Here is a 20,411-nt window from a genome sequence, read left to right as displayed (position 1 = left end):
GTTGTACAGCGTTGTCATACCCCGCCCCGCCCAGCCGAGCGGGGGGGGGGGGGGGGGCCGCCGGGCGGGCCGGGGCGGCGGCGGCCCGCCGCTGCCCCGTTTCCGAGGCCACCAAACGTGATCTCCTGGGCGGGAAAATCCCCGGTCAACCCCCGTGCCACCGTGCTACAGTCGAAGCAGTTGCAGTTTTGGTTCCCATGAACGTGGTGTGCGCCTGCTGGTACCAACCGACAGGCGCATTTGTTTTGTCCGGTGTTTCAGTCTCCGGATGGGGATCGCGGCTACCACGGGGATCCACGAGGTGTGGATCCCTGATGCCCCCAGGATTTAGAGGAGACGGTTATGGCTACCGGCACCGTGAAGTGGTTCAACAGCGAGAAGGGCTTCGGCTTCATCGAGCAGGATGGTGGCGGCGCCGACGTGTTCGCCCACTACTCGAACATCGTTGCCCAGGGCTTCCGTGAGCTGTTCGAGGGCCAGAAGGTCGAGTTCGACGTCACCCAGGGCCAGAAGGGCCCGCAGGCCGAGAACATCCAGATCATCGGCTGACGTCAGCCTCCACGCTGACTCGCGATCATCGCGAAGCGGGGCCCGCACCGCACGGTGCGGGCCCCCGCTCATGCCGCCGTACGGCCGGGGCGGCGCACTCCATGCATCCGACGGCCGACTCCAGCCCGCAGCCCGGGCTGTAGACCGACGGACGGAGAATCCGTGACCACCCCTGCCCGCTCGCCGCGCGACCGCGGCCCCCGCACCACCGACCAGGCCCGCCGCACTGCCGGCGGCGACCGCCCGCGCAAGCCGCGCGGCCGTAGCGGCGCCCCCAAGCAGGCCCGCCCCGCCGCCACCCCCGAGGCCACCGACTTCACCGTGGTCCAGGGCACCCCGGCCCGGCCCCCGGCGGCGTCCTTCGCCGAGCTGGAGATGCCCAAGGCGATCCTCTCCGCGCTCGGCCGCCAGGGCGTCACCGAGCCCTTCCCGATCCAGGCCGCCACGCTGCCCGACTCGATCGCCGGGCGCGACGTCCTCGGCCGCGGCCGTACCGGCTCCGGCAAGACCCTGGCCTTCGGCCTCCCGCTGCTCGCCCGCACCGCCGGGCGCCGCGCCGACGCCCGGTACCCGCTGGCGCTCGTCCTGGTGCCCACCCGCGAGCTGGCCCAGCAGGTCACCGAGGCGCTCACCCCGTACGCGACCGCCGTCAACCTGCGGATCACCACCGTCGTCGGCGGCATGTCGATCAACAAGCAGGCCAACGCGGTGCGCCGCGGCACCGAGGTCCTGGTGGCCACCCCGGGCCGGCTGGACGACCTGATCGGGCGCGGCGACGTCAACCTCTCCGACGTCGCGATCACCGTCCTCGACGAGGCCGACCAGATGGCCGACATGGGCTTCCTGCCGCAGGTCAGCAAGCTGCTGGAGCAGGTCGCCGAGGGCGGGCAGCGGATGCTGTTCTCCGCCACCCTGGACCGCAACGTCGACCGGCTGGTCAAGCGCTTCCTGACCGACCCGGTGACCCACTCGGTCGACCCCTCGGCCGGCGCGGTCACCACCATGGACCACCACGTCCTCCAGCTGGAGCAGGCCGACAAGGCCTCCGCCACCGCGCACATCGCCTCCCGCGACGGCCGCGTGATCATGTTCGTGCACACCAAGCACGGCGCCGACCGGCTGGCCAAGCAGCTGCTCGCCAACGGCGTGAAGGCCGCCGCGCTGCACGGCGGCAAGTCCCAGCCGCAGCGCAACCGGGTCCTGGACCAGTTCCGGGACGGCCACGTCACCGCGCTCATCGCGACCAACGTCGCCGCCCGCGGCATCCACATCGACGGCCTGGACCTGGTCGTCAACGTCGACCCGCCGGTCGACCACAAGGACTACCTGCACCGCGGCGGCCGCACCGCCCGGGCCGGCGAGTCCGGGACGGTCGTCACCCTGGTGCTGCCCGAGCAGCGCCGCGAGGTCAACCGGCTGATGACGACGGCCGGCATCCGCCCGACCGTCACCAAGATCCGCCCGGGCGACGCCGACCTCACCCGGATCACCGGCGCCCGCACCCCCAGCGGCGTGGCCGTGACGCTGGCCGTACCGGTCACCGCCGACCAGGCCGCCGGGGCCAAGGGCGGCGCCGACAAGCCCGCCGGGGCCAAGTCCGGCACCCCCCGCCGCCGGCCCGGCAAGCGCTCCGCGCTGCCCGCCGACGTCGACATGAACGGCAACCCGCGCCGCCCCCGCCCCAAGCAGCGCATCGGCGGCGCCGCCCAGGGCGAGCGCCCGCAGGCGGCCGGCTTCATCGGCCGCTCCTCGGGCCGCGCCAAGCCCGGCAGCGGCACCAAGTCCGGCTCCAACTACGGCACCGGCCGCCAGCGCCGCAAGGCCGACTGACGGCCGTCCCGGCCACGCCGTACGGGCCCCGCACACCCCCTCGCAGCAGGGGGCGTGCGGGGCCTCCGGCTTTTCCGGGACCGGCGCCGTGCCGTGCCCCGGCGAAAACTGCCGCCCGGACCGACCGCCCAGCTCAGCCCCGGCGCACCCGGCAGCTGCCGGTGCCCTGCCGGTTGACGGCCGACCGCGCACCCCCGAGTCTCTGACGCGGCCCACACATCCGACGCCCCGTCACCACGGAAGCGCGGATGGTGAGTCCACGTGATCCCCCCACTCGGAAGGACGACCGTCCCATGCGCCGAACCTCCGCCCTGCTGACCACCGCCCTGCTCGCCGGGGCCGCCGCCCTGGCCGCCCCGGCCACCTCCGCCCAGGCCGCGCCGGCCTGCGGCGCCTGGGCCTCCGCCTGGAACGCCGTCGGCAGCTGTACCGGCCTCGACCCGATGCAGACCTGGACCGTGACCGCCAACTGCCTCTACTGGAACTCCAACCACACCGTGCAGTTCTCCCGCCCCGCCATCGGCGGCATCGCGATCGGCGACGGCACCATGTCCGCGTCCTGCGGCATCGGCGACAGCGTCCAGTTCCCGCGCGTCGTCCTCGGCGCCGTCCCGCCGGCCGGCCCGACCGGCCAGATCTCCGGCTACGCGAGCAAGTGCGTCGACGTGAAGGGCGCCAACGTCGGCAACGGCACTGCCGTCCAGATCTACGACTGCAACGGCTCCGTCGCGCAGAAGTGGCGGATCGGCGTCGACGGCACGATCCGCGCCCTCGGCAAGTGCATGGACGTCTCCGGCGGCAACACCGGCAACGGCACCAAGGTCCAGATCTACGACTGCAACGGCAGCGGCGCCCAGCAGTGGCAGGCCCGCCCCGACGGCTCGCTCCTCAACCCGCAGTCCGGCCGCTGCCTGGACGACCTCGGCTTCTCCACCGACAACGGCAACCAGCTCGGCATCTGGGACTGCAACGGCGCCGCCAACCAGAAGTGGAACCTCCCGGCCTGACGCCCGCGCCGGCCAGGGCGTACGGCCCGTCCGTGCGCGCTGCCGGTGCTCCTGGCCGCCGTCACTCGCCTGAGTGACGGCGGCTTGAGTCGTGCATTGCGTTTGCAACACGCTGCTGCTCGTGCATAGTGAGATCTACTGGACCGAGCGGTCCGAGGAGCACATCGCCAGGCACGGAGTGGATCCGGAGGAGGTCGAGGATGTCGTGTTCTGCCGTCCGCACTGGTTCTCGGACGGCCGCCAGGGGACGACCCTGTGCCATGGCGTGACGCGGGCCGGGCGCTACCTGTTGGTGGTGTTGGCGGAGAGCGCGGTGGTGCCGTCAGCGTGGTACTGCGCCACCGCACGCGACATGACAGCTGCCGAGAGGCGCTTGTTCCTCAAGCGGACGAGTTGAAGGTGACGGATGACTGACAACGGTGCGGACCTCGAGGCGATCGCCGAGTACTACGAGACGCACGAGCTGACCGAGGACGAGATCATGAGCGCCGAGCCGGGCGAGCCGGTGGCGGCCGAGTCGGTGATGATCACCACCTCGCTGCGGCTGCCCAAGCCGGTGATGGACGAGGTCCGGCGCCGGGCGCGGGAGCGGGGGCTGAAGCCGACGGCGATCATGCGGGAGTGGATCGAGGCCGCCATCGCGGACGTGGACGAGCCGGTGCCGCTCAGTGTGATCACCGCGGCGGTGGCGGAGTACCAGCACCGTCGGGCGTCGTGAGGGTCAGGCGGTGAGGGCCGGGGTGGTGTCCGCGGCGTGGCGGGCCTGGTCGTAGCGGTGGAGGAGGAGGGCCGCCAGTTCGGGGGACGGGCCGAGGACGTCGGCCACGAGGTCCGCGCCCGCGTCCTCGGCGGCGGCCGCGATGCGGTCGGGGAGGAGGCCGGGGGCGAGCAGGTAGGGGGCGACGGCGGTGCGTTCGGCGCCGGCGGTGCGCAGGGCGGCGAGGGCGTCGGGGACGCGGGGGCCGGCGGCGGAGGCGTAGGCGACCTCGACGGCGGCCCAGCCGCGGGTGCGGCGCCACTCGGCGGCGACCGCGCGGGTCGCGGCGTCGGCGGCCGGGTCGGAGGAGCCGGCGGCCGCCAGGACGATGCCGATACGGGCCCGGGCGGCGGGTGAGCCGACCGCGAGGCCGGCCTCGGCGAGGCGGCGGTCCAGGGCGGCCAGCAGCAGCGGGGAGGGGCCGAGCACGTCGGCGACCGGCAGCCGGGAGCCGGCGGCGCGCAGGGCGGCCGGGATGTCGTGCTTGGCGTGGAAGGCCCGGTTGAGCAGCAGCGGCACCGCCACCGCGTCCGCGAGCCGTCCGACGACCTGGGGGATCCGCGGCGCGCAGTGGTCCAGGTAGGCGGTGGCGACCTCGGTGCCCGGCCGCTGGGCCCGCACCTCCTCCACGAGCGCGGCCACCGTCGCGGCGTGGCGCGGGTCGCGGCTGCCGTGGGCGATCAGGAGGAGGGCGGGCATCAGCGCTGCCTCACTTGCCGGTGGCCAGCAGGCCGCGGTTGCGCAGCACCCGGCGTTCGACGGGGGTGAAGACGAGGAGCTCGATGGCGATGCCGACGAAGAGGATGAGGATGATGCCGAGCAGGACGCCGGACATGTCGGAGAACTCGCGCTGGTCCTCCAGGAAGCGGCCGAGGCCGCGGCCCAGGTCGGGGGAGGAGGCGACGAGTTCGGCGGCCATCAGGGAGCGCCAGGAGAAGGCCCAGCCCTGCTTGAGGCCGGCGAGGTAGCCGGGCAGGGCGGCGGGGATGAGGACGTGCCGGGCGCCGGTGAGGCCGGTGGCGCCGAGGGTGCGTCCGGCCCGCAGGAACAGCGGGGGGACCTGGTCGATGCCGGCGACCAGGCCGTTGGCGATGGAGGGGACGGCGCCGAGCAGGATGACGGCGTACATCATCGAGTCGTTGATGCCGAGCCAGATGACGGCGGCGGGCACCCAGGCGACCGAGGGCAGCGACTGCAGGCCCTGCAGGACGGGCCCGATGGCGGTGCGCACCGGTCTGATGCGGGCGACGACGAGGCCGATCGGGGTGCCGATCACCACGGCGAGGAGGAAGCCGGACAGGCCGCGCCAGACGCTGGTCCAGATGATCGAGAACAGCGTGCCCTGGTACCAGAGGTCCTGGGCGGAGCGCCACACGTCGGCGGGGCTGGGCAGCTTGTAGGAGGAGGTGAGCTCCAGGCTGTACGCGCCCTGCCAGAGCGCGAGCACGACGAGCACGCCGATCAGCGGCGGCAGGGCCTTGCTGCGCAGGGCCTCGCCGAGGGAGCCGCGCTGTGCGGTGACGGCGTCGAGGGCGTCCAGGCCGGCGCCGACGCCCGCGGTGTCGGCGGTCCTGTCGTTCCGGTCGTGCTTGTCGTTCCTGTCGTTCTTGTCCAGGACGGGGGTGGTGTCAGTGCTGGCCATGGCGACGGATCTCCCCACGCAGTTCTTCGGTGATCTCGATGGACAGGTCGGCGACGCCGGCGGACTCGATGCGGCGCGGCTGGGGCAGGTCGATGTGCCATTCGCGGGCGACCCGGCCGGGGCGGGAGGAGAGCAGGACGACCCGCTGGGCGAGGCGGACGGCCTCGCGGACGTTGTGGGTGACGAACAGGACGGTCAGCTGCCGTTCGGCCCAGATCCGGGTGATCTCGTCGTGGAGGACGTCGCGGGTGATGGCGTCGAGGGCGGCGAAGGGCTCGTCCATGAGCAGGACCTTGCTGCCCTGGGCGAGGGCGCGGGCCATGGCGACGCGCTGGCGCATGCCGCCGGACAGCTCGTGGACGCGCTTGCCGTACGCGCCGTCCAGGCGGACGAGTTCGAGCAGCCGCTCGGCTTCGGCGCGGCGCTCGGGGCGGGCGACGCCGGCCAGCTTGAGGGCGAGTTCGATGTTCCTGCCGGCGGTGAGCCAGGGGAAGAGGGCGTGCTCCTGGAACATCAGCGCGGGGCGGCCGCCGGGCACCTCGATGCCGCCGGCGGTGGGCCGGTCGAGGCCGGCGACGAGGTTGAGCAGGGTGGACTTGCCGCAGCCGGAGGCGCCGAGCAGGGTGACGAACTCGCCGGGGGCGACGTCGAGGGTGATGTCGTCCAGGACGTGGGTCTGGGCGCCGGGGCGGCCGAAGGACTTGTGCACGTGCGAGATCCGGACGGCGGGCGCACCGCCGTGGGCGTCGGCGCCGGGGGCGTCCGCCGAGGTGGTCAGTGCCGGGGTCATCCGGGCACCTCCTGGATGAGTGGTCTGGCGAGGTCGGGGCCGTGGCCCGGGCCCCGCCCGTCCCGGTGGGCATCGATCGGGGATCGACCGGGCGGGCGGGGGCCGGACCGCGGAGTCGTGACGAACGGCCTTGCTGCGGGCGCTACTTGGCGCCGAGTCCGGCGTCCGCGACGGCGGGCCGGCCCTCCGCGGCGAGGACCTTGTTCAGCAGGGTGAGGTCGTAGATGCCGTTCAGGTTGGGCTTCTTGAGGAGCCCGGCGGTGACGGCGTGGTCGGCCTCGGCCTGGAGGGTGTTCGCCAGCGGGTCGTCCAGGAAGTCGATGTCGGCCCAGGCCGGGTCGAGGATGGCGGGCTCCAGGGAGTTGCCGGCCTCCTTCTTGATCGCCTCGTTGGCGTCGGCCTTGGCCTTGTCGGAGTTGTCCTTGATGAAGGCGTTGGTCTTCACCGAGCCGCGCAGCACGGCCTCCACCACGTCCGGGTGCTCCGTGAGGAACTTCTGCGAGACGATGATGTTGGTGATCACGAACTTCTTGTCGGGCCAGACGTCCTTCTCGTTGAGCAGGACCTTCGCGCCGAGCGTGACCAGCTTGGAGGCGGTGGGCTCGGGCACCCAGGCGGCGTCGATGGAGCCGGACTTGTATGCGTCGGGGGTGACCTTGTTGTCGGTGCGCACGACCGAGACGTCGCCGGCGCCGGTGGCCGCGTCGACCTTGTAGCCCTTGCCCGCCAGGTAGTTGAGCAGGGCGACGTCCTGGGTGTTGCCGAGCTGCGGGGTGGCGATCTTCTTGCCCTTGAGGTCGTCCAGGGTGGCGATCTTCTCCGGGTTGGCGACCAGCTTGACGCCGCCGGAGGCCGAACCGCCGATGATCTTCAGGGACTTGCCGTCGGACTTGGTGTAGCCGTTGATCGCGGGGGAGGGGCCGATCCAGCCGATGTCGATGGAGCCGGCGTTCAGCGCCTCGATCTCGGCCGGGCCGGCGTTGAAGACCTGGGTCTTGACCTGGGTGGCGCCGAGCTCCTTCTGGAAGAAGCCCTCCTGGAGGCCGACCAGCGGGGTGCCGTGGGTGAGGTTGGCGAAGTAGCCGATCTTCACCGTGTCCGCGGACAGCTTCGCGCCGGAACTCCCGGCGGTGGCAGCGGTGTTGGCCTTGGCGTCGGAGGACTTGTCGTCCGCCTTGGAGCCGTAGCTGCAGGACGACAGCAGGGCCGCCACGGTCAGGCCGGCCGCGGCGGCGGCCGCGGAGCGTCTGATCCGCCCGGCGTCGGGGCGGGTGCGGGTATGCGGGAGGGCCGGGTTCGGTGCCATGGCGAGAGTCCTGTTCGCGGACGGACCGTCAGGAGGCGGTCTCGGACGGACGGTTGGAAGGTGGTGCGCGCGGCAGCGGTGTGCCGGGGGCAAGCCGGGCGGCTGTGGGGGAAGACAGCCCGGTGACAGGGCGTTCTCAGCCCCGTCGGCCCGCACATCGGGTCAGGCCGCCCTGGCCGCTGCCGAGGACGCCGCTGCCGATGCGGCCGCCTTCCTTGTCCATGCCCGAGAACGCCTCGCTGGGCATCAGACCCAGTCCTCCTCGTCGGGTGTGCCGGTGGTGGGTACGGTGGCGAAGGCCTCGCCCGCCATGCCGGCGGTGAGGGTGGTGCCGTCGGCCGGGTCGATGAGCAGGAACGACCCGGTGCGGCGGTTGTCGGAGTAGCCGTCCAGGGCCAGCGGCTCGGCGGTGCGCAGGACGACCCGGCCGATGTCGTTGACGTTCAGCCCGTCGGGGGCGGGGCGCTGTTCCAAAGTGTCGATGTCGATCCGGTAGGCGACGTCCTTGACCAGCGCCCGCACGGTGCGGGTGGTGTGCTTGAGGAGGACCTTGTCGCCGGCGCGCAGCGGCCGTTCGCTGAGGTGGCTGACGGTGGCCTCGATGTCCTTGGTGGGGACGGGCACGGGCCCGGCGGCGATGAGGTCGCCGCGGGAGACGTCCAGGTCGTCGGCGAGGCGGACGGTCACCGACTGCGGGGCCCAGGCGGCGTCGGCCTGGCGGCCGAGGGCGTCGATCCCGGCGACGGTGGTGGTGTGGCCGGACGGCAGGACGGTGACGGTGTCGCCGACGCGCAGCACGCCGGACGCCAACTGGCCCGCGTAGCCGCGGTAGTCGGGGTGCTCCTCGGTCTGCGGGCGGATGACGTACTGGACCGGGAAGCGGGCCGGCTCGGCGCCCGGGTCGCTGCCGACCGGCACCGTCTCCAGGTGCTCCAGCAGGGTCGGGCCGCCGTACCAGTCCATGTGCGCGGACGGCTCGACGACGTTGTCCCCGGCGAGGGCGGAGATCGGGACGGCCAGCACGTCCTTGACGCCGAGCGAGGCGGCGTAGGCGGTGAACTCGGCGGCGATGGCGGCGAACACGGGCTCGGCGTAGTCGACCAGGTCCATCTTGTTGACGGCGAGGACGACGTGCGGCACGCGCAGCAGGGCGGCGACGGCGGCGTGCCGGCGGGTCTGCTCGACGACGCCGTTGCGGGCGTCGACGAGGACGACGGCGAGTTCGGCCGTGGAGGCGCCGGTGACCATGTTGCGGGTGTACTGCACGTGCCCGGGGGTGTCGGCGAGGATGAACCGCCGGCGGGGCGTGGCGAAGTAGCGGTAGGCCACGTCGATGGTGATGCCCTGTTCGCGCTCGGCCCGCAGGCCGTCGGTGAGCAGGGCGAGGTCGGGCGCCTCCTGGCCGCGGCTGCGGGAGGCGTGCTCGACGGCCTCCAGCTGGTCGGCGAGCACCGACTTGGAGTCGTGCAGCAGCCGGCCGACGAGGGTGGACTTGCCGTCGTCGACGGAGCCGGCGGTGGCGAAGCGCAGCAGCGAGGTGGCGTTGGTGGCGGTGCTCATTAGAAGTATCCCTCGCGCTTGCGGTCTTCCATCGCGGCCTCGGAGAGCTTGTCGTCGGCCCGCGTCGCACCGCGCTCGGTGAGGCGCGAGGCGGCGATCTCGGCGATGACGGCCTCGATGGTGGTGGCGTCGGAGTCGACGGCGCCGGTGCAGGACATGTCGCCGACGGTGCGGTAGCGGATCAGCCGCCGCTGGACCGGCTCGTGCTCCTTGGGGCCGCCCCAGTCGCCGGCGGTCAGCCACATGCCGCTGCGGGCGAAGACGTCCCGCTCGTGGGCGTAGTAGATCTCCGGCAGCTCGATGCCCTCGCGCTCGATGTACTGCCACACGTCGAGCTCGGTCCAGTTGGACAGCGGGAAGACCCGCACGTGCTCGCCCACCGCGTGGCGGCCGTTGTAGAGCGACCACAGCTCGGGGCGCTGGCGGCGCGGGTCCCAGGCGCCGAACTCGTCGCGCAGCGAGAAGACGCGCTCCTTGGCGCGGGCCTTCTCCTCGTCGCGGCGCCCGCCGCCGAACACCGCGTCGAAGCGGTTCGTCTCGATGGCGTCCAGCAGCGGCACGGTCTGCAGCGGGTTGCGGGTGCCGTCGGGGCGTTCGCGCAGGACGCCGCGGTCGATGAAGTCCTGGACGTGGGCGACGTGCAGGCGCAGGCCGTGCCGCGCGGCGACGCGGTCGCGGTAGTCGATGACCTCGGGGAAGTTGTGCCCGGTGTCGACGTGCAGCAGCGAGAAGGGGACGGCGGCGGGCGCGAAGGCCTTGAGCGCCAGGTGCAGCATGACGATGGAGTCCTTGCCGCCGGAGAACAGGATCACCGGGCGTTCGAACTCCCCCGCGACCTCGCGGAAGATGTGCACCGACTCGGCCTCCAACGCGTCCAGGTGGGACAGCGCGAAGGGCCCCCCTGAATTCTGGTTGGGGTCGCCGGCGGTGCGGACCGGGCTGTCGGTCTCGGTGGTCATGCCAGACCCCTCTCGGTCAGGAAGGCGTGCAGCTCGGCGGCGGACTCGGCGACCGCGCGGCCCCGGGTCTGGAGGCGCAGCTCCGGCCGCTCCGGGGCCTCGTACGGGTCGTCCACGCCGGTCAGGCCGGAGATCTCGCCGGCCGCCTGCTTCGCGTACAGGCCCTTGACGTCCCGTTCGGCGCACAGCTCGACCGGGGTGGCGACGTGGATCTCCAGGAACTCGGTGCCGGCCGCCGCGTGCCGCTCGCGCACCGCGGCGCGGGAGTCCGCGAACGGGGCGATCACCGGGGCGAGTACCTTGACGCCGTTGGCCGCCAGCTTCTCGGCGACGAAGCCGATCCGGGTGACGTTGGTGTGCCGGTCCTCGCGGGAGAAGCCGAGGCCCTTGGAGAGGAACTCGCGGATCTCGTCGCCGTCCAGGACCTCGACCTTGTGGCCCTCGGCGCGCAGCCGCTCGGCGAGGGCGAAGGCCAGGGTGGTCTTGCCCGCGCTCGGCAGCCCGGTCAGCCACATGGTGGCGCCGCGCTCGCACGGGGCGGCCGTGCGGGCCGCCTCTGCGGCTCCGTCGGCGGCCAGGGTGTCAGCTGTCACGGTTCTTTCCTTACACGAGGATGGACGGACGATCAGAACGGATCGAATCAGAGGTGGATGCCGCACTCGGTCTTGCCGGAGCCGGACCAGCGGCCGGCCCGGGCGTCCTCACCCTCGCCCGGCTTGCGGGTGCAGGACAACGGGGAGCAGCCGATCGAGGTGTAGCCCTCCCACAGCAGCGGGTTGAGCAGCACGCCGTGGGCGGCGACGTAGGCGTCCACGTCCTCCTGGGTCCAGCGGGCGATCGGGGCGATCTTGACCTTGCGGCGCTTCGGGTCCCAGGACACCACGGGGGTGTTCGCCCGGGTCGGCGACTCGTCGCGGCGCAGCCCGGTCGCCCAGGCGTCGTAGCCGGCCAGGCCCCGGTTGAGCGGCTCGACCTTGCGCAGCGAGCAGCACAGGTCCGGGTCGCGGTCGTGCAGGGCCGGCCCGTGCTCGGCGTCCTGCTCGGCCACCGTCCGCAGCGGGGTGAGCGTGATGACGTTGACCGGCATGGTCGCGGCCACCGCGTCGCGCGTCCCGAGGGTCTCCGGGAAGTGGTAACCGGTGTCCAGGAACACCACGTCCACCCCCGGGAACACCGAGGACGCCAGGTGGGCCACCACCGCGTCCTCCATCGAGGAGGTGACGCAGAACCGCGCGCCGAAGGTGTCCGCGGCCCACCGCAGGACCTCCTGCGCGGTGGCCTCCTCCAGCTCGCGGCCGGCCCGGACGGCTATCGCCTCGTGGTCAGTCGCGGTGCTGCTCATGTGACGTACCCCCGTGGTTGGTCGGTGACAGCAGGCCGAGGAACTTCAGCTGGAAGGCGCGGCGGCACCCGTGGCACTCCCAGGCGCCGTGTCCGGCCTCGGAGGGGCGCAGGTCCTCGTCCCCGCAGTAGGGGCAGAAGAAAGGGGCGGCGCGCTCACTCATTGCCCACCTCGCTGCGCTCGGCGTTCGCTTCGCGAACAACGCCCTGCCTTTTTGGTTCGCTCTCCCCCAGCCTCCGGCCGGGGGTGCCCCCATCGCTCGCTCACGAGAGCTGCTCCTCGGTCGCCCGGGCCGCCCACTGGGCGAAGCGCTCGCCCTCGGTGCGGTCGGCCTGGTAGCGGGTCAGCACGCGCTCGACGTAGTCGGGCAGGCCCGCGCTGGTGACCTTGAGGCCGCGGACCTTGCGGCCGAAGCCGGCCTCCAGGCCGAGCGCGCCGCCGAGGTGGACCTGGTAGCCCTCGACCTGCTCGCCGTGCTCGTCGGTGACCAACTGGCCCTTGAGGCCGATGTCGGCGACCTGGATGCGGGCGCAGGCGTTCGGGCAGCCGTTGATGTTGATGGTCAGCGGCTCGGCGAACTCCGGCAGGCGCTGCTCCAGCTCGTCGATGAGCGTGCGGCCGCGCTCCTTGGTCTCGACGATGGCGAGCTTGCAGTACTCGATGCCGGTGCAGGCCATGGTGCCGCGGCGGAACGGCGAGGGGGTGACCCGCAGGTCGAGCGCCTCCAGGCCGGCCACCACGGAGTCGACGTGCTCCTCGGCGATGTCGAGGACGATCATCTTCTGCTCGGCGGTGGTGCGCACCCGGTCGCTGCCGTGGGCGGCGGCGAGGTCGGCGATCCGGCCGAGCAGCTTGCCGTCGACCCGGCCGACGCGCGGGGCGAAGCCGATGTAGTAGCGGCCGTCCTTCTGCCGGTGGACGCCGACGTGGTCGCGCCAGCGGGCGGCGGGCTCGGCCGGGGCGGGGCCGTCGAGCAGCGGGCGCTCGAGGTACTCCTCCTCCAGGACCCGGCGGAACTTCTCCACGCCCCAGTCGGCGACCAGGAACTTCAGCCGGGCGCGGTTGCGCAGGCGCCGGTAGCCGTAGTCGCGGAAGATGCCGATGACGCCGCCGTAGACGTCCGCGACCTCGTCCAGCGGGACCCACGCGCCCAGCCGCACGCCCAGCTTGGGGTTGGTGGACAGGCCGCCGCCGACCCACAGGTCGAAGCCGGGCCCGTGCTCGGGGTGGACCACGCCGACGAAGGAGACGTCGTTGATCTCGTGCGCGACGTCCAGCAGCGGGGAGCCGGAGACCGCGCTCTTGAACTTGCGCGGCAGGTTGGAGAAGTCCGGGTTGCCGATGAAGCGGCGCTGGATCTCCTCGATGGCGGGCGTGCCGTCGATGATCTCGTCCTCGGCGATTCCGGCCACCGGGGAGCCGAGGATGACGCGCGGGGTGTCGCCGCAGGCCTCGGTGGTGGACAGGCCGACGGCCTCCAGCTTCTGCCAGATCGCCGGGACGTCCTCGATCCGGATCCAGTGGTACTGGATGTTCTGGCGGTCGGTCAGGTCGGCGGTGCCGCGCGCGTACTGCTCGGAGACCTCGGCGACCGCCCGCAGCTGGGGGACGGTCAGCCGGCCGCCGTCGATGCGGACCCGGAGCATGAAGAACTCGGCGTCCAGCTCGTGCGGGTCCAGGATCGCGGTCTTGCCGCCGTCGATGCCCTCCTTGCGCTGGGTGTAGAGCCCCCACCAGCGCATCCGGCCGCGCAGGTCGGCGGGGTCGATGGAGTCGAAGCCCCGGTGCGCGTAGATCGTCTCAATACGTGTCCGCACATTGAGACCGTCGTCGTCCTTCTTGAACTGCTCGTTGGCGTTCAGCGGGGTGTAGTGGCCCATGCCCCACTGGCCCTCGCCGCGGTGGCGGGTCACCTTGCGGGCCGCTGCGGGGCGCCGCTCGGCGGCGCGGTCGGCCGTGGGCTCGACGGTCTCGGGGGAGGTGGCCATGGTGAAGTCCTTCTGGGCGGATGGCGCTGCTGCCGAATGGGTCGCGGGGCGTGTCCGGCCGTGCGGTACCGCTCTGACCTGCGGATTTCAAGGTCTTGAGGGCGGTGGCCGGGACCGGGCGGGCGCCTGCGCATCCGCTGCGGCGGGGATGGCGGGAAGGTCGGCGCCGGGTGCGGTGGTGCGGCGGAGACGGGGGGCTCAGGTCACCGGACAGATGGCGCTGGACACGCGAAGGAGATCGACGTGGAGTCGACCTACTAGGGTGGTTCCGGCGCTAGGCATGGCAAGAGATTCGCACGGCGCGGGACTCGCGGTCCACTAACATCCAGATACTGGACTCTGAGGTTTCGTCATGTGGGACATCCGGATGTTCCCGCCGCTCCCCGCCCGGACGTCCGGCGACGCGTCCGGCGACGCGCCCCCACCCCGCCCGGCCACGCGCCCGTACCCCCGGGGAGATCAACCGCCGGGCCCCGGCCCGATACGGTTGGCCCTGTGCAAGCAGCAGGCGATACGAGCAGAGCGAACGCCGAGCGGCCCTCCCGGCGGCGGGGCAAGGGCTCCCGGCGCGCGGCCAAACAGGCCACCTGGCGCCGCACGGCGTGGGAACTGATCAGGGACACCACCAACACCTGCGTCGAGTACCGGGTCACCGGGCTCGCCGCGGAGGCGGCCTTCTTCACCCTGCTGTCGATCCCGCCGCTGCTGCTCGGGCTGGCCGGCACCCTCGGCTACCTCGACGAGTTCGTCGGCGCGGGCACCATCGCCGGGCTCAAGAAGAGCATCCTCTCGGCCTCCGGGACGGTGCTGTCGGACTCCTCCGTCAACGAGGTCGTGGTCCCGCTGCTGGACGGGGTGTTCGACCGCACCCGGCCCGACCTCGTCTCGATCGGCTTCCTGCTGTCCCTGTGGTCCGGCTCCAGGGCCCTCTACATCTTCATCGACACCATCACCGTCATGTACGGGCTCGACGGCAAGCGGGGCATCGTCAAGACCCGGCTGATGTCGCTCAGCCTCTACTTCGGCGCCCTGGTGATCGGCTCGCTGGTGCTGCCGCTGCTGATGGTCGGTCCGGGACTGCTGGAGAACGCCGTACCGGGGGTGTCCGGGCTGGTCGGCGCGCTCTACTGGCCGGTCGCCATCGTGCTGCTGACCGTCTCGCTGACCACCCTCTACCACCTGGCCGTCCCGGTCTCGACCCCGTGGCGCGAGGACATCCCCGGCGCCCTGGTCGCCCTGGTGGTGCTGGTCTTCTGCAGCGTCGGCCTGCGGGTCTACCTGGTCAGCTCGGTCGAGGGTCCCTCGGTGTACGGCTCGCTGGCGGCGCCGGTGGCCGTCCTGCTGTGGATCTTCGTGGTGGCGCTCGCGGTGCTCATCGGCGCCGCGATGAACGCCGCGATAGACCGCCGCTGGCCCACCCTGGAGACCGCCGACGCGCGCGCCGAGAACGAGCGCGCCCACGAGGAGGCCGCCGCCGCCGTGGTCCGCGAGGTCGCCGCCCGGCGGGCCGCCGAACGGGCCCGGCGCGCCCGCGAACTCGGGCTCGCCGAGGGCGTCGAGGAGGAGTGGGGCGAGGACGAGGGCGAGGACGTGCCCTCCGAGTACCCGGAGCGGTGGGCCGACGTGCTGGCCGCCGACAACGTGCGCGGCCGGCTCACCGCCCGCGGCGGGCCGCACCACCGGCCCGGGCCGCCGCCGCCGGACAGCGACCGGCCGGCCGGGCCGCCGCAGGCGGGCGGGACGGGGGCGGGGGCGGGGCAGCCGGGGTCGGGCGCTGGGCCTGGACCTGGGCCTGGGCCGGGTTCGGGGCCGGGGGCGCCGTCCGGGCCGGGGCTGGGGCCGGTGCCGCCCGGGCAGCAGGTGCCGGGGTACCCGCCGAGGCCGCCCCGGCCGCCGTGGGAACAGCGGTAGGCGGGGCGGACGGACGGTGACGGCAGGGCCTCTCCCGCGGGTGCGGGGGAGGCCCTGGTGCGTCGGGGCGTGGGGTGCGCCGCGGGTGCGTCGTGGGTCGGGCGGTGGGTCGGGCGGTGGGTCAGGGGGCGGACGGGTGCGGCGGGTGGCCGTACGCGGGGCGCAGCTCGGTCGGGGCGGAGGGGTCGGCGGCGCCGGGGGTGGAGGAGAGCGGTCCCGCCGGGGTCGGGTCCGTCGGGCGCTGGGCTGACGGGTCGTGCGGGGCGTCGGGGCCGGTGGGGCCGTACGGGCCGGGCGCGGACGGCTCGGCTCGTACGGACGGCTCGGCCGGGCGGGCCTGGGCCGGGAGCGGCTCGGGGGAGGGCTGGGCCGGGTCCAGGGCGGTGCGCCCGGAGGAGTCGCTCAGCTTGATCAGCAGCGCCACCATCAGCCAGTTCGCCAGCAGCGACGAGCCGCCGGCGGCCAGGAACGGCAGCGCCTTGCCGGTCAGCGGGACCAGCCCGCTCACCCCGCCGACCACCACGAACACCTGGAGCGCCAGCGCCGCCGACAGACCGGTGGCCAGCAGCTTGCCGAACGGGTCGGTCAGGCCGATCGCGGTGCGCAGGCCGCGCTGGACCAGCAGCACGTAGACCAGCAGGATCGCCGTCACCCCGGCCAGGCCCAGCTCCTCGCCGATGGTGGTGAAGATGAAGTCGCTGCGCCCGGCGAAGCCGATCAGCCAGGGCCGTCCCGAGCCCAGGCCGGTCCCGGTCATGCCCCCGGTGCCCAGGCTGAACAGCGCCTCGGCGGGCTGCTCGGAGATCGCCATGTCGTGCACCGGCTTGTAGTAGTCGAGCGGGTGCAGCCAGGCCTCGACGCGGCCGTGCACATGGGGCTCCACCGTCCCGACCACCGCCGCGCCGCCGACCGCCATCAGCAGGCCGAGCACCACCCAGCTGGTGCGCTCGGTCGCCACGTACAGCATGACGATGAAGACGCCGAAGAAGATCAGCGAGGTGCCCAGGTCGCGTTCGAAGATCAGCACCAGCAGGCTGACCACCCAGATCGCCAGCACCGGGCCGGCGTGCCGGCCGCGCGGCAGGGTCAGCCCCCAGACCTTCCGCCCGGCCAGCGCCAGCGCGTCCCGGGAGGCCATCAGGTACCCCGCGAAGAAGATCGTGATCGCGACCTTCACGAACTCGTCCGGCTCGAAGGAGAGCCCGAACAGCCGGATCCAGCGCTTGGCGCCGAAGCTGTCGCCGGGGGAGAGCACCGGCGCGGCCAGCAGGATCAGCGCACCCGCCATCAGCAGGTAGACGTAGCGCTGGAAGAAGCGGTGGTGCTTGACGAAGACGATCAGCGCGAGCGCCGCCGCCACCGAGATGAACACCCACATCAGCTGGGAGGGCGCCGCCGGGAGCTTCTGGTAGTCGCCCTTGGCGGCGTGCGCGGCCTTGTAGCTGAAGTCCAGCCGGTCCAGCAGCACCAGCCCGAAGCCGGTCAGGAAGACGCCCAGCGGCAGGATCAGCGGATCGGCGTACGGCGCGAACCGGCGCACCGCCAGGTGGGCCGCCCCGGCCAGCGCGCCCAGCGACAGGCCGTGCACCAGCAGCCCGGGCGGCATCCTGCCGGTGAGCGCCAGGTCGGCGTCGATGTGTCCCGCCAGACAGACGGCCACCGCGAGGGCCAGGAGGCCCAGTTCGATGTTGCGGTGGCGCGCCGCCAGCCGGCGGCCGTCGCCGCGTGCAGTGGTTCGCACCCTTGTCATCCCCTTGTCGGCCACGTGGCGGGTCTCGCCGACGGGGCATCCTGCCAGACGTTTGTGTCTTCGCCCGCGGTTGCGGAAAGGAGGGGACGGAGGGCAGAACTTTGCCTGGGCAAAGCTTTGTTGGGGCTTGGTAAAGCTTTGTTCAGGCCCGGGTATAGAGGCGGGCCCCGGGTGCGGCGGGGGCACGGCCGAGGGACATCATGGCCGGGCGCCGGGGTGCTCCGGTGTCGGGGTTCCCGATCGGCGGGTTCCCGGCCGATGGGTTCCCGACCGATGGGATTCGCGACAGGCGGGGACCACCGGGACGAGCGAGGTGAGCGGGCGGATGGGCGCGGTGCTGGACGGCGCGATGGGTGCTCCGGTGGGCGGCCTGGTGGGCGGTCCGGTGGGCGGTCCCGCCTCGGTGCTCGCCTACAGTGGCCCGCCGCCGTGGCAGTGGTCCGACCTGGCGACCTCCTGGACGGCCGAGCCGCTGGTGCTCGCGCTGTCGGTGCTGCTCGGCGCCTGGTACCTGGCGGCGGTGCGCCGCGTCAACCGGGCCGCCGGGGCCGGGAGCGGAAGTGGGGCTGGCGCCGGGGTCGGGGCCGGGTCCGCCGGCGGGCGCTGGCAGCCCACCCGTACCGCCGCGTTCCTCGGCGGGCTGCTGTTGTGGATCTGGTGCACCTGCTCCGGCCTCGGCGTGTACGACCGGATCCTCTTCACCGACCGGGCCGTGCAGGTCGTGCTGCTGCTGATGGTCGTCCCGCTGCTGCTGGCGCTCGGCGCGCCGGTCTCGCTGCTGGTCGAGGCGGCGCCGGCGGCCCGGCGGGAGCGCGTCCTGCGGGCGCTGCGCAGCCGGCCGTCCAAGGTGCTGATGTTCCCGGCGGTCTCCACCGCGTTGCTGATGGCGCCGCCGTGGCTGCTCTACTTCACGCCCTGGTACGAGTGGTCGGTGTCCAGCGGGCTCGGGAACGTGGTGCTGCACCTGGCGCTGGTGCTGCTCGGCCTCGCGTACTTCTGGCCGCGCCTGCAGCTCGACCCGGTCGGGCACGAGTACCCGCACCTGGTCGGGCTGTTCATCACCTTCGCCGAGGTGATCTTCGACGCGGGGCTCGGGATCGTGCTGATCTACGGCGGGCACCTGGTCGCCGAGCACTACTACCTGGCGCTCGGGCGGCCGTGGGGGCCGAGCCCGGCGCAGGACCAGACCTGGGGCGGCAACGCGTTCTGGGTGCTGGGGGACCTGGTCGGGCTGCCGTTCCTGGCCGCGCTGGTGCGGCGGATGGTGGTGCAGGGGCGGGAGGAGACCGAGGCGGTGGACGCCGAGCTGGACGCCCGCTTCGCGGCGGCGGCCGAGCGGGCGCGGGAGACGGGGCAGCCGGAGGAAGAGGAGACCGGGATGCGGCCGTGGTGGCTGGACGACCCGAACCTCAAGCACCGGTACGGGGGGTAGGGCGCGGCGGGGGCGGGTGTCTGGTGGCGGGGCGGCCGGGTTTGGCGGGGTGGCCGGGCAGCCGGGTGGCCGGGTCTGGCAGGGGTGGCCGAGCGGCTGTTTGCGGCGGGCCAATTGTGGCCCTTCGAGGCCTTCCCGACGGCCTCTTTCCCGCATTTCCGCAGGTCAAAAATAGGTTGGCCGGGATCCCCCGCTCCGCTAGCGTGTGACACATCCGGTTCGGGGGCCATTGGGCCGCCCGAGGAGTAGAGAGCAGGAGGTGAACCCCGTGGTCGTTGTCGCCCCGATAGCTGCCCAGGGCAGCACTCGCGTTCACCTCCTTTTCCCGGCCGCCGGCTGAGCCCTTCGCGCCAGCCGTAGCCCGCCGGGACATCTCCTCCCGAAGGGCCACTGCGTTGTTCAACGCTGCCTCCGTTCCGTCGTTCTCTTCTTCTTCCTCCTCTTCCTCGACCTCCGCTGACGCCTCCGGGCTGACCGGCTACGGCTGGACGGCCGAGCTCGCGGAGCTGTTCACCCCGTTCGGCGAGGCCGGGCTGCTCCCGGCGCGGATCGTCCGGGTCGACCGCGGCCAGTGCGATGCCGTCATCGCCGACCCGGAGACGGGCGAGCCGCGCACTGTCCGGTTCGACACCCGGCCGGTGGGCGATGCCGACATGATCAACTGCCCGTGCACGGGCGACTGGGCGGCCGTCGACCTGTACGCCCAGCCGATGGCCTCCGTCGCCGCGCTGCTGCCGCGCTCCACCGCGATCATCCGCAAGGTGGCCGGCAAGCGCTCCGACGGCCAGGTTCTGGCCGCCAACGTCGACACCGTGCTGATCGCCTCCTCCCTCGCGACCGATCCCGACCTCGGCCGGATCGAGCGCTTCCTCGCCCTGGCCTGGGAGTCCGGCGCCGATCCGCTGGTCGTCCTCACCAAGGCCGACCTCGTCGACGACGCCGACTTCATCCGGGCCGACGTCGAGGCGGTCGCCCCCGGGGTCACGGTGGTCGTGGTGAGCGCCGAGACCGGCGAGGGCATGGACGTGCTCCGCGCCTGCACCCCCGGCACCACCGCGGTGATCGGCCAGTCCGGTGTCGGCAAGTCCACGCTCACCAACGCCCTGGCCGGCTCCGTGGTGATGACCGTCCAGGAGGCCCGCGAGGTCGACCAGAAGGGCCGCCACACCACGACCACCCGCGAGCTGATCCCGCTGCCCGGCGGGGGCGTGCTGATCGACACCCCCGGGCTGCGCGAAGTCGGCCTCTACGGTGGCGAGGGCGTGGACCTGGCCTTCGCCGACATAGCCGAGCTGGCCGAGGACTGCCGCTTCCACGACTGCGGCCACCACACCGAGCCCGGCTGCGCGGTGCGGGCGGCGCTGGCCGACGGCACCCTGCCGCAGCGCCGGATGGACAGCTACCTCAAGCTCCAGCGCGAGAACGAGTGGATCGCCTCGCGGTCGGACGCCCGGGTGGCCAAGGCGCGGCTGAAGAAGTGGAAGACGATCAACAAGTCGATGCGAGCCGCGGGAGGTCCGGTGAAGCGCTGAACCCCAGCACCGGCCGGCCGCCGCGCCGCGGCCGCCGGCCTCCGCCGGGCCCACCC

20 protein-coding genes are annotated in these 20,411 nt (G+C 73.0%); 8 read left to right on the top strand and 12 right to left on the bottom strand.

What is annotated here, in order from left to right; translation table 11 throughout:
- Positions 1–342 precede the first annotated feature (342 nt).
- The 5 genes from ACWDCZ_RS21015 to ACWDCZ_RS20995 all read left to right on the top strand — a co-directional run bounded on the left by ACWDCZ_RS21015 (position 343) and on the right by ACWDCZ_RS20995 (position 4,104).
- Positions 343–549, top strand: coding sequence for a cold-shock protein (locus tag ACWDCZ_RS21015; RefSeq protein ID WP_049657493.1), 207 nt, complete (start codon positions 343–345; stop codon positions 547–549).
- Between the two features lie 162 nt (positions 550–711).
- Entirely contained in the window at positions 712–2,379 is a 1,668-nt protein-coding gene (locus tag ACWDCZ_RS21010) for a DEAD/DEAH box helicase (protein ID WP_380742611.1), read from the top strand.
- A gap of 293 nt (positions 2,380–2,672) precedes the next feature.
- Positions 2,673–3,386, top strand: coding sequence for a ricin-type beta-trefoil lectin domain protein (locus ACWDCZ_RS21005; RefSeq protein ID WP_053112563.1), 714 nt, complete (start codon positions 2,673–2,675; stop codon positions 3,384–3,386).
- 121 nt (positions 3,387–3,507) lie between these two features.
- Positions 3,508–3,783 (top strand): BrnT family toxin, encoded by a 276-nt coding sequence (locus ACWDCZ_RS21000; RefSeq protein WP_198959303.1) that lies wholly within the window; start codon positions 3,508–3,510, stop codon positions 3,781–3,783.
- 9 nt (positions 3,784–3,792) lie between these two features.
- Positions 3,793–4,104, top strand: a complete 312-nt coding sequence (locus ACWDCZ_RS20995) for a hypothetical protein (RefSeq protein ID WP_049660589.1) — start codon at positions 3,793–3,795, stop codon at positions 4,102–4,104.
- Between the two features lie 3 nt (positions 4,105–4,107).
- Here ACWDCZ_RS20995 and ACWDCZ_RS20990 read toward each other — a convergent pair whose 3' ends face one another.
- From ACWDCZ_RS20990 to ACWDCZ_RS20940, 11 genes are all read right to left on the bottom strand, one after another.
- Positions 4,108–4,842 (bottom strand): sirohydrochlorin chelatase, encoded by a 735-nt coding sequence (locus tag ACWDCZ_RS20990; RefSeq protein ID WP_449816628.1) that lies wholly within the window; start codon positions 4,840–4,842, stop codon positions 4,108–4,110.
- A 10-nt stretch (positions 4,843–4,852) separates the two neighbouring features.
- Positions 4,853–5,785, bottom strand: coding sequence for an ABC transporter permease (locus ACWDCZ_RS20985; protein ID WP_074001002.1), 933 nt, complete (start codon positions 5,783–5,785; stop codon positions 4,853–4,855).
- Positions 5,772–6,575 (bottom strand): ABC transporter ATP-binding protein, encoded by an 804-nt coding sequence (locus tag ACWDCZ_RS20980; RefSeq protein WP_049655033.1) that lies wholly within the window; start codon positions 6,573–6,575, stop codon positions 5,772–5,774. The genes ACWDCZ_RS20985 and ACWDCZ_RS20980 overlap by 14 nt, the downstream gene beginning before the upstream one ends.
- Positions 6,576–6,717: 142 nt before the next feature.
- Positions 6,718–7,881: an aliphatic sulfonate ABC transporter substrate-binding protein gene (locus ACWDCZ_RS20975; protein WP_049655034.1), complete on the bottom strand. Its 1,164-nt coding sequence runs from the start codon at positions 7,879–7,881 to the stop codon at positions 6,718–6,720.
- 246 nt (positions 7,882–8,127) lie between these two features.
- Positions 8,128–9,441: a sulfate adenylyltransferase subunit 1 gene (locus ACWDCZ_RS20970; RefSeq protein WP_074001004.1), complete on the bottom strand. Its 1,314-nt coding sequence runs from the start codon at positions 9,439–9,441 to the stop codon at positions 8,128–8,130.
- Entirely contained in the window at positions 9,441–10,400 is a 960-nt protein-coding gene (gene cysD / locus ACWDCZ_RS20965; RefSeq protein ID WP_259316546.1) for a sulfate adenylyltransferase subunit CysD, read from the bottom strand. Before cysD ends, ACWDCZ_RS20970 begins: the two co-directional genes overlap by 1 nt.
- A complete protein-coding gene (gene cysC, locus ACWDCZ_RS20960) occupies positions 10,397–10,978 on the bottom strand; it encodes an adenylyl-sulfate kinase (protein ID WP_449816630.1) in 582 nt (193 codons plus the stop codon). Before cysC ends, cysD begins: the two co-directional genes overlap by 4 nt.
- Positions 10,979–11,040: 62 nt before the next feature.
- Positions 11,041–11,742, bottom strand: coding sequence for a phosphoadenylyl-sulfate reductase (locus tag ACWDCZ_RS20955; RefSeq protein WP_117487354.1), 702 nt, complete (start codon positions 11,740–11,742; stop codon positions 11,041–11,043).
- Positions 11,723–11,905 (bottom strand): hypothetical protein, encoded by a 183-nt coding sequence (locus ACWDCZ_RS20950; protein WP_030060859.1) that lies wholly within the window; start codon positions 11,903–11,905, stop codon positions 11,723–11,725. Before ACWDCZ_RS20950 ends, ACWDCZ_RS20955 begins: the two co-directional genes overlap by 20 nt.
- A gap of 100 nt (positions 11,906–12,005) precedes the next feature.
- Complete coding sequence (locus ACWDCZ_RS20945; RefSeq protein WP_049655045.1) at positions 12,006–13,730, bottom strand: nitrite/sulfite reductase; 1,725 nt, start codon at positions 13,728–13,730, stop codon at positions 12,006–12,008.
- A 198-nt stretch (positions 13,731–13,928) separates the two neighbouring features.
- A complete protein-coding gene (locus tag ACWDCZ_RS20940; RefSeq protein ID WP_310593185.1) occupies positions 13,929–14,012 on the bottom strand; it encodes a putative leader peptide in 84 nt (27 codons plus the stop codon).
- A 213-nt stretch (positions 14,013–14,225) separates the two neighbouring features.
- Between ACWDCZ_RS20940 and ACWDCZ_RS20935 the strand changes: the two genes are divergently transcribed.
- Positions 14,226–15,641 carry a YihY/virulence factor BrkB family protein gene (locus tag ACWDCZ_RS20935; RefSeq protein ID WP_449816627.1) on the top strand — a complete coding sequence of 472 codons (1,416 nt, stop codon included), beginning with the start codon at positions 14,226–14,228 and terminating at the stop codon, positions 15,639–15,641.
- 121 nt (positions 15,642–15,762) lie between these two features.
- Here ACWDCZ_RS20935 and ACWDCZ_RS20930 read toward each other — a convergent pair whose 3' ends face one another.
- Complete coding sequence (locus ACWDCZ_RS20930) at positions 15,763–17,391, bottom strand: FtsW/RodA/SpoVE family cell cycle protein (protein WP_449816626.1); 1,629 nt, start codon at positions 17,389–17,391, stop codon at positions 15,763–15,765.
- 313 nt (positions 17,392–17,704) lie between these two features.
- Here ACWDCZ_RS20930 and ACWDCZ_RS20925 point away from each other — a divergent pair, with 313 nt between their 5' ends.
- On the top strand, positions 17,705–18,823 hold the full coding sequence (locus tag ACWDCZ_RS20925) for a cytochrome c oxidase assembly protein (RefSeq protein ID WP_449816625.1): 1,119 nt from the start codon (positions 17,705–17,707) through the stop codon (positions 18,821–18,823).
- Positions 18,824–19,218: 395 nt separating this feature from the next.
- On the top strand, positions 19,219–20,355 hold the full coding sequence (gene rsgA / locus ACWDCZ_RS20920; RefSeq protein WP_375873916.1) for a ribosome small subunit-dependent GTPase A: 1,137 nt from the start codon (positions 19,219–19,221) through the stop codon (positions 20,353–20,355).
- Positions 20,356–20,411: the final 56 nt, after the last annotated feature.

This window comes from Kitasatospora sp. NPDC001225 (assembly GCF_053597855.1).
The sequence above is the reverse complement of the archived record's forward strand: the minus strand, read 5'-3'. Positions and strand labels throughout refer to the sequence as shown.

Coding starts and splice junctions, on each gene's coding strand:
- ACWDCZ_RS20985 (WP_074001002.1), bottom strand. CDS start 5,785: ATGGCCAGCACTGACACCACCCCCGTCCTGGACAAGAACGACAGGAAC.
- ACWDCZ_RS20980 (WP_049655033.1), bottom strand. CDS start 6,575: ATGACCCCGGCACTGACCACCTCGGCGGACGCCCCCGGCGCCGACGCC.
- ACWDCZ_RS20970 (WP_074001004.1), bottom strand. CDS start 9,441: ATGAGCACCGCCACCAACGCCACCTCGCTGCTGCGCTTCGCCACCGCC.
- ACWDCZ_RS20945 (WP_049655045.1), bottom strand. CDS start 13,730: ATGGCCACCTCCCCCGAGACCGTCGAGCCCACGGCCGACCGCGCCGCC.
- ACWDCZ_RS20930 (WP_449816626.1), bottom strand. CDS start 17,391: ATGACAAGGGTGCGAACCACTGCACGCGGCGACGGCCGCCGGCTGGCG.
- cysD (WP_259316546.1), bottom strand. CDS start 10,400: ATGACCACCGAGACCGACAGCCCGGTCCGCACCGCCGGCGACCCCAAC.
- ACWDCZ_RS20950 (WP_030060859.1), bottom strand. CDS start 11,905: ATGAGTGAGCGCGCCGCCCCTTTCTTCTGCCCCTACTGCGGGGACGAG.
- ACWDCZ_RS21005 (WP_053112563.1), top strand. CDS start 2,673: ATGCGCCGAACCTCCGCCCTGCTGACCACCGCCCTGCTCGCCGGGGCC.
- ACWDCZ_RS21015 (WP_049657493.1), top strand. CDS start 343: ATGGCTACCGGCACCGTGAAGTGGTTCAACAGCGAGAAGGGCTTCGGC.
- ACWDCZ_RS20990 (WP_449816628.1), bottom strand. CDS start 4,842: ATGCCCGCCCTCCTCCTGATCGCCCACGGCAGCCGCGACCCGCGCCAC.
- ACWDCZ_RS20955 (WP_117487354.1), bottom strand. CDS start 11,742: ATGAGCAGCACCGCGACTGACCACGAGGCGATAGCCGTCCGGGCCGGC.
- ACWDCZ_RS20995 (WP_049660589.1), top strand. CDS start 3,793: ATGACTGACAACGGTGCGGACCTCGAGGCGATCGCCGAGTACTACGAG.
- ACWDCZ_RS20975 (WP_049655034.1), bottom strand. CDS start 7,881: ATGGCACCGAACCCGGCCCTCCCGCATACCCGCACCCGCCCCGACGCC.
- ACWDCZ_RS20940 (WP_310593185.1), bottom strand. CDS start 14,012: ATGCCTAGCGCCGGAACCACCCTAGTAGGTCGACTCCACGTCGATCTC.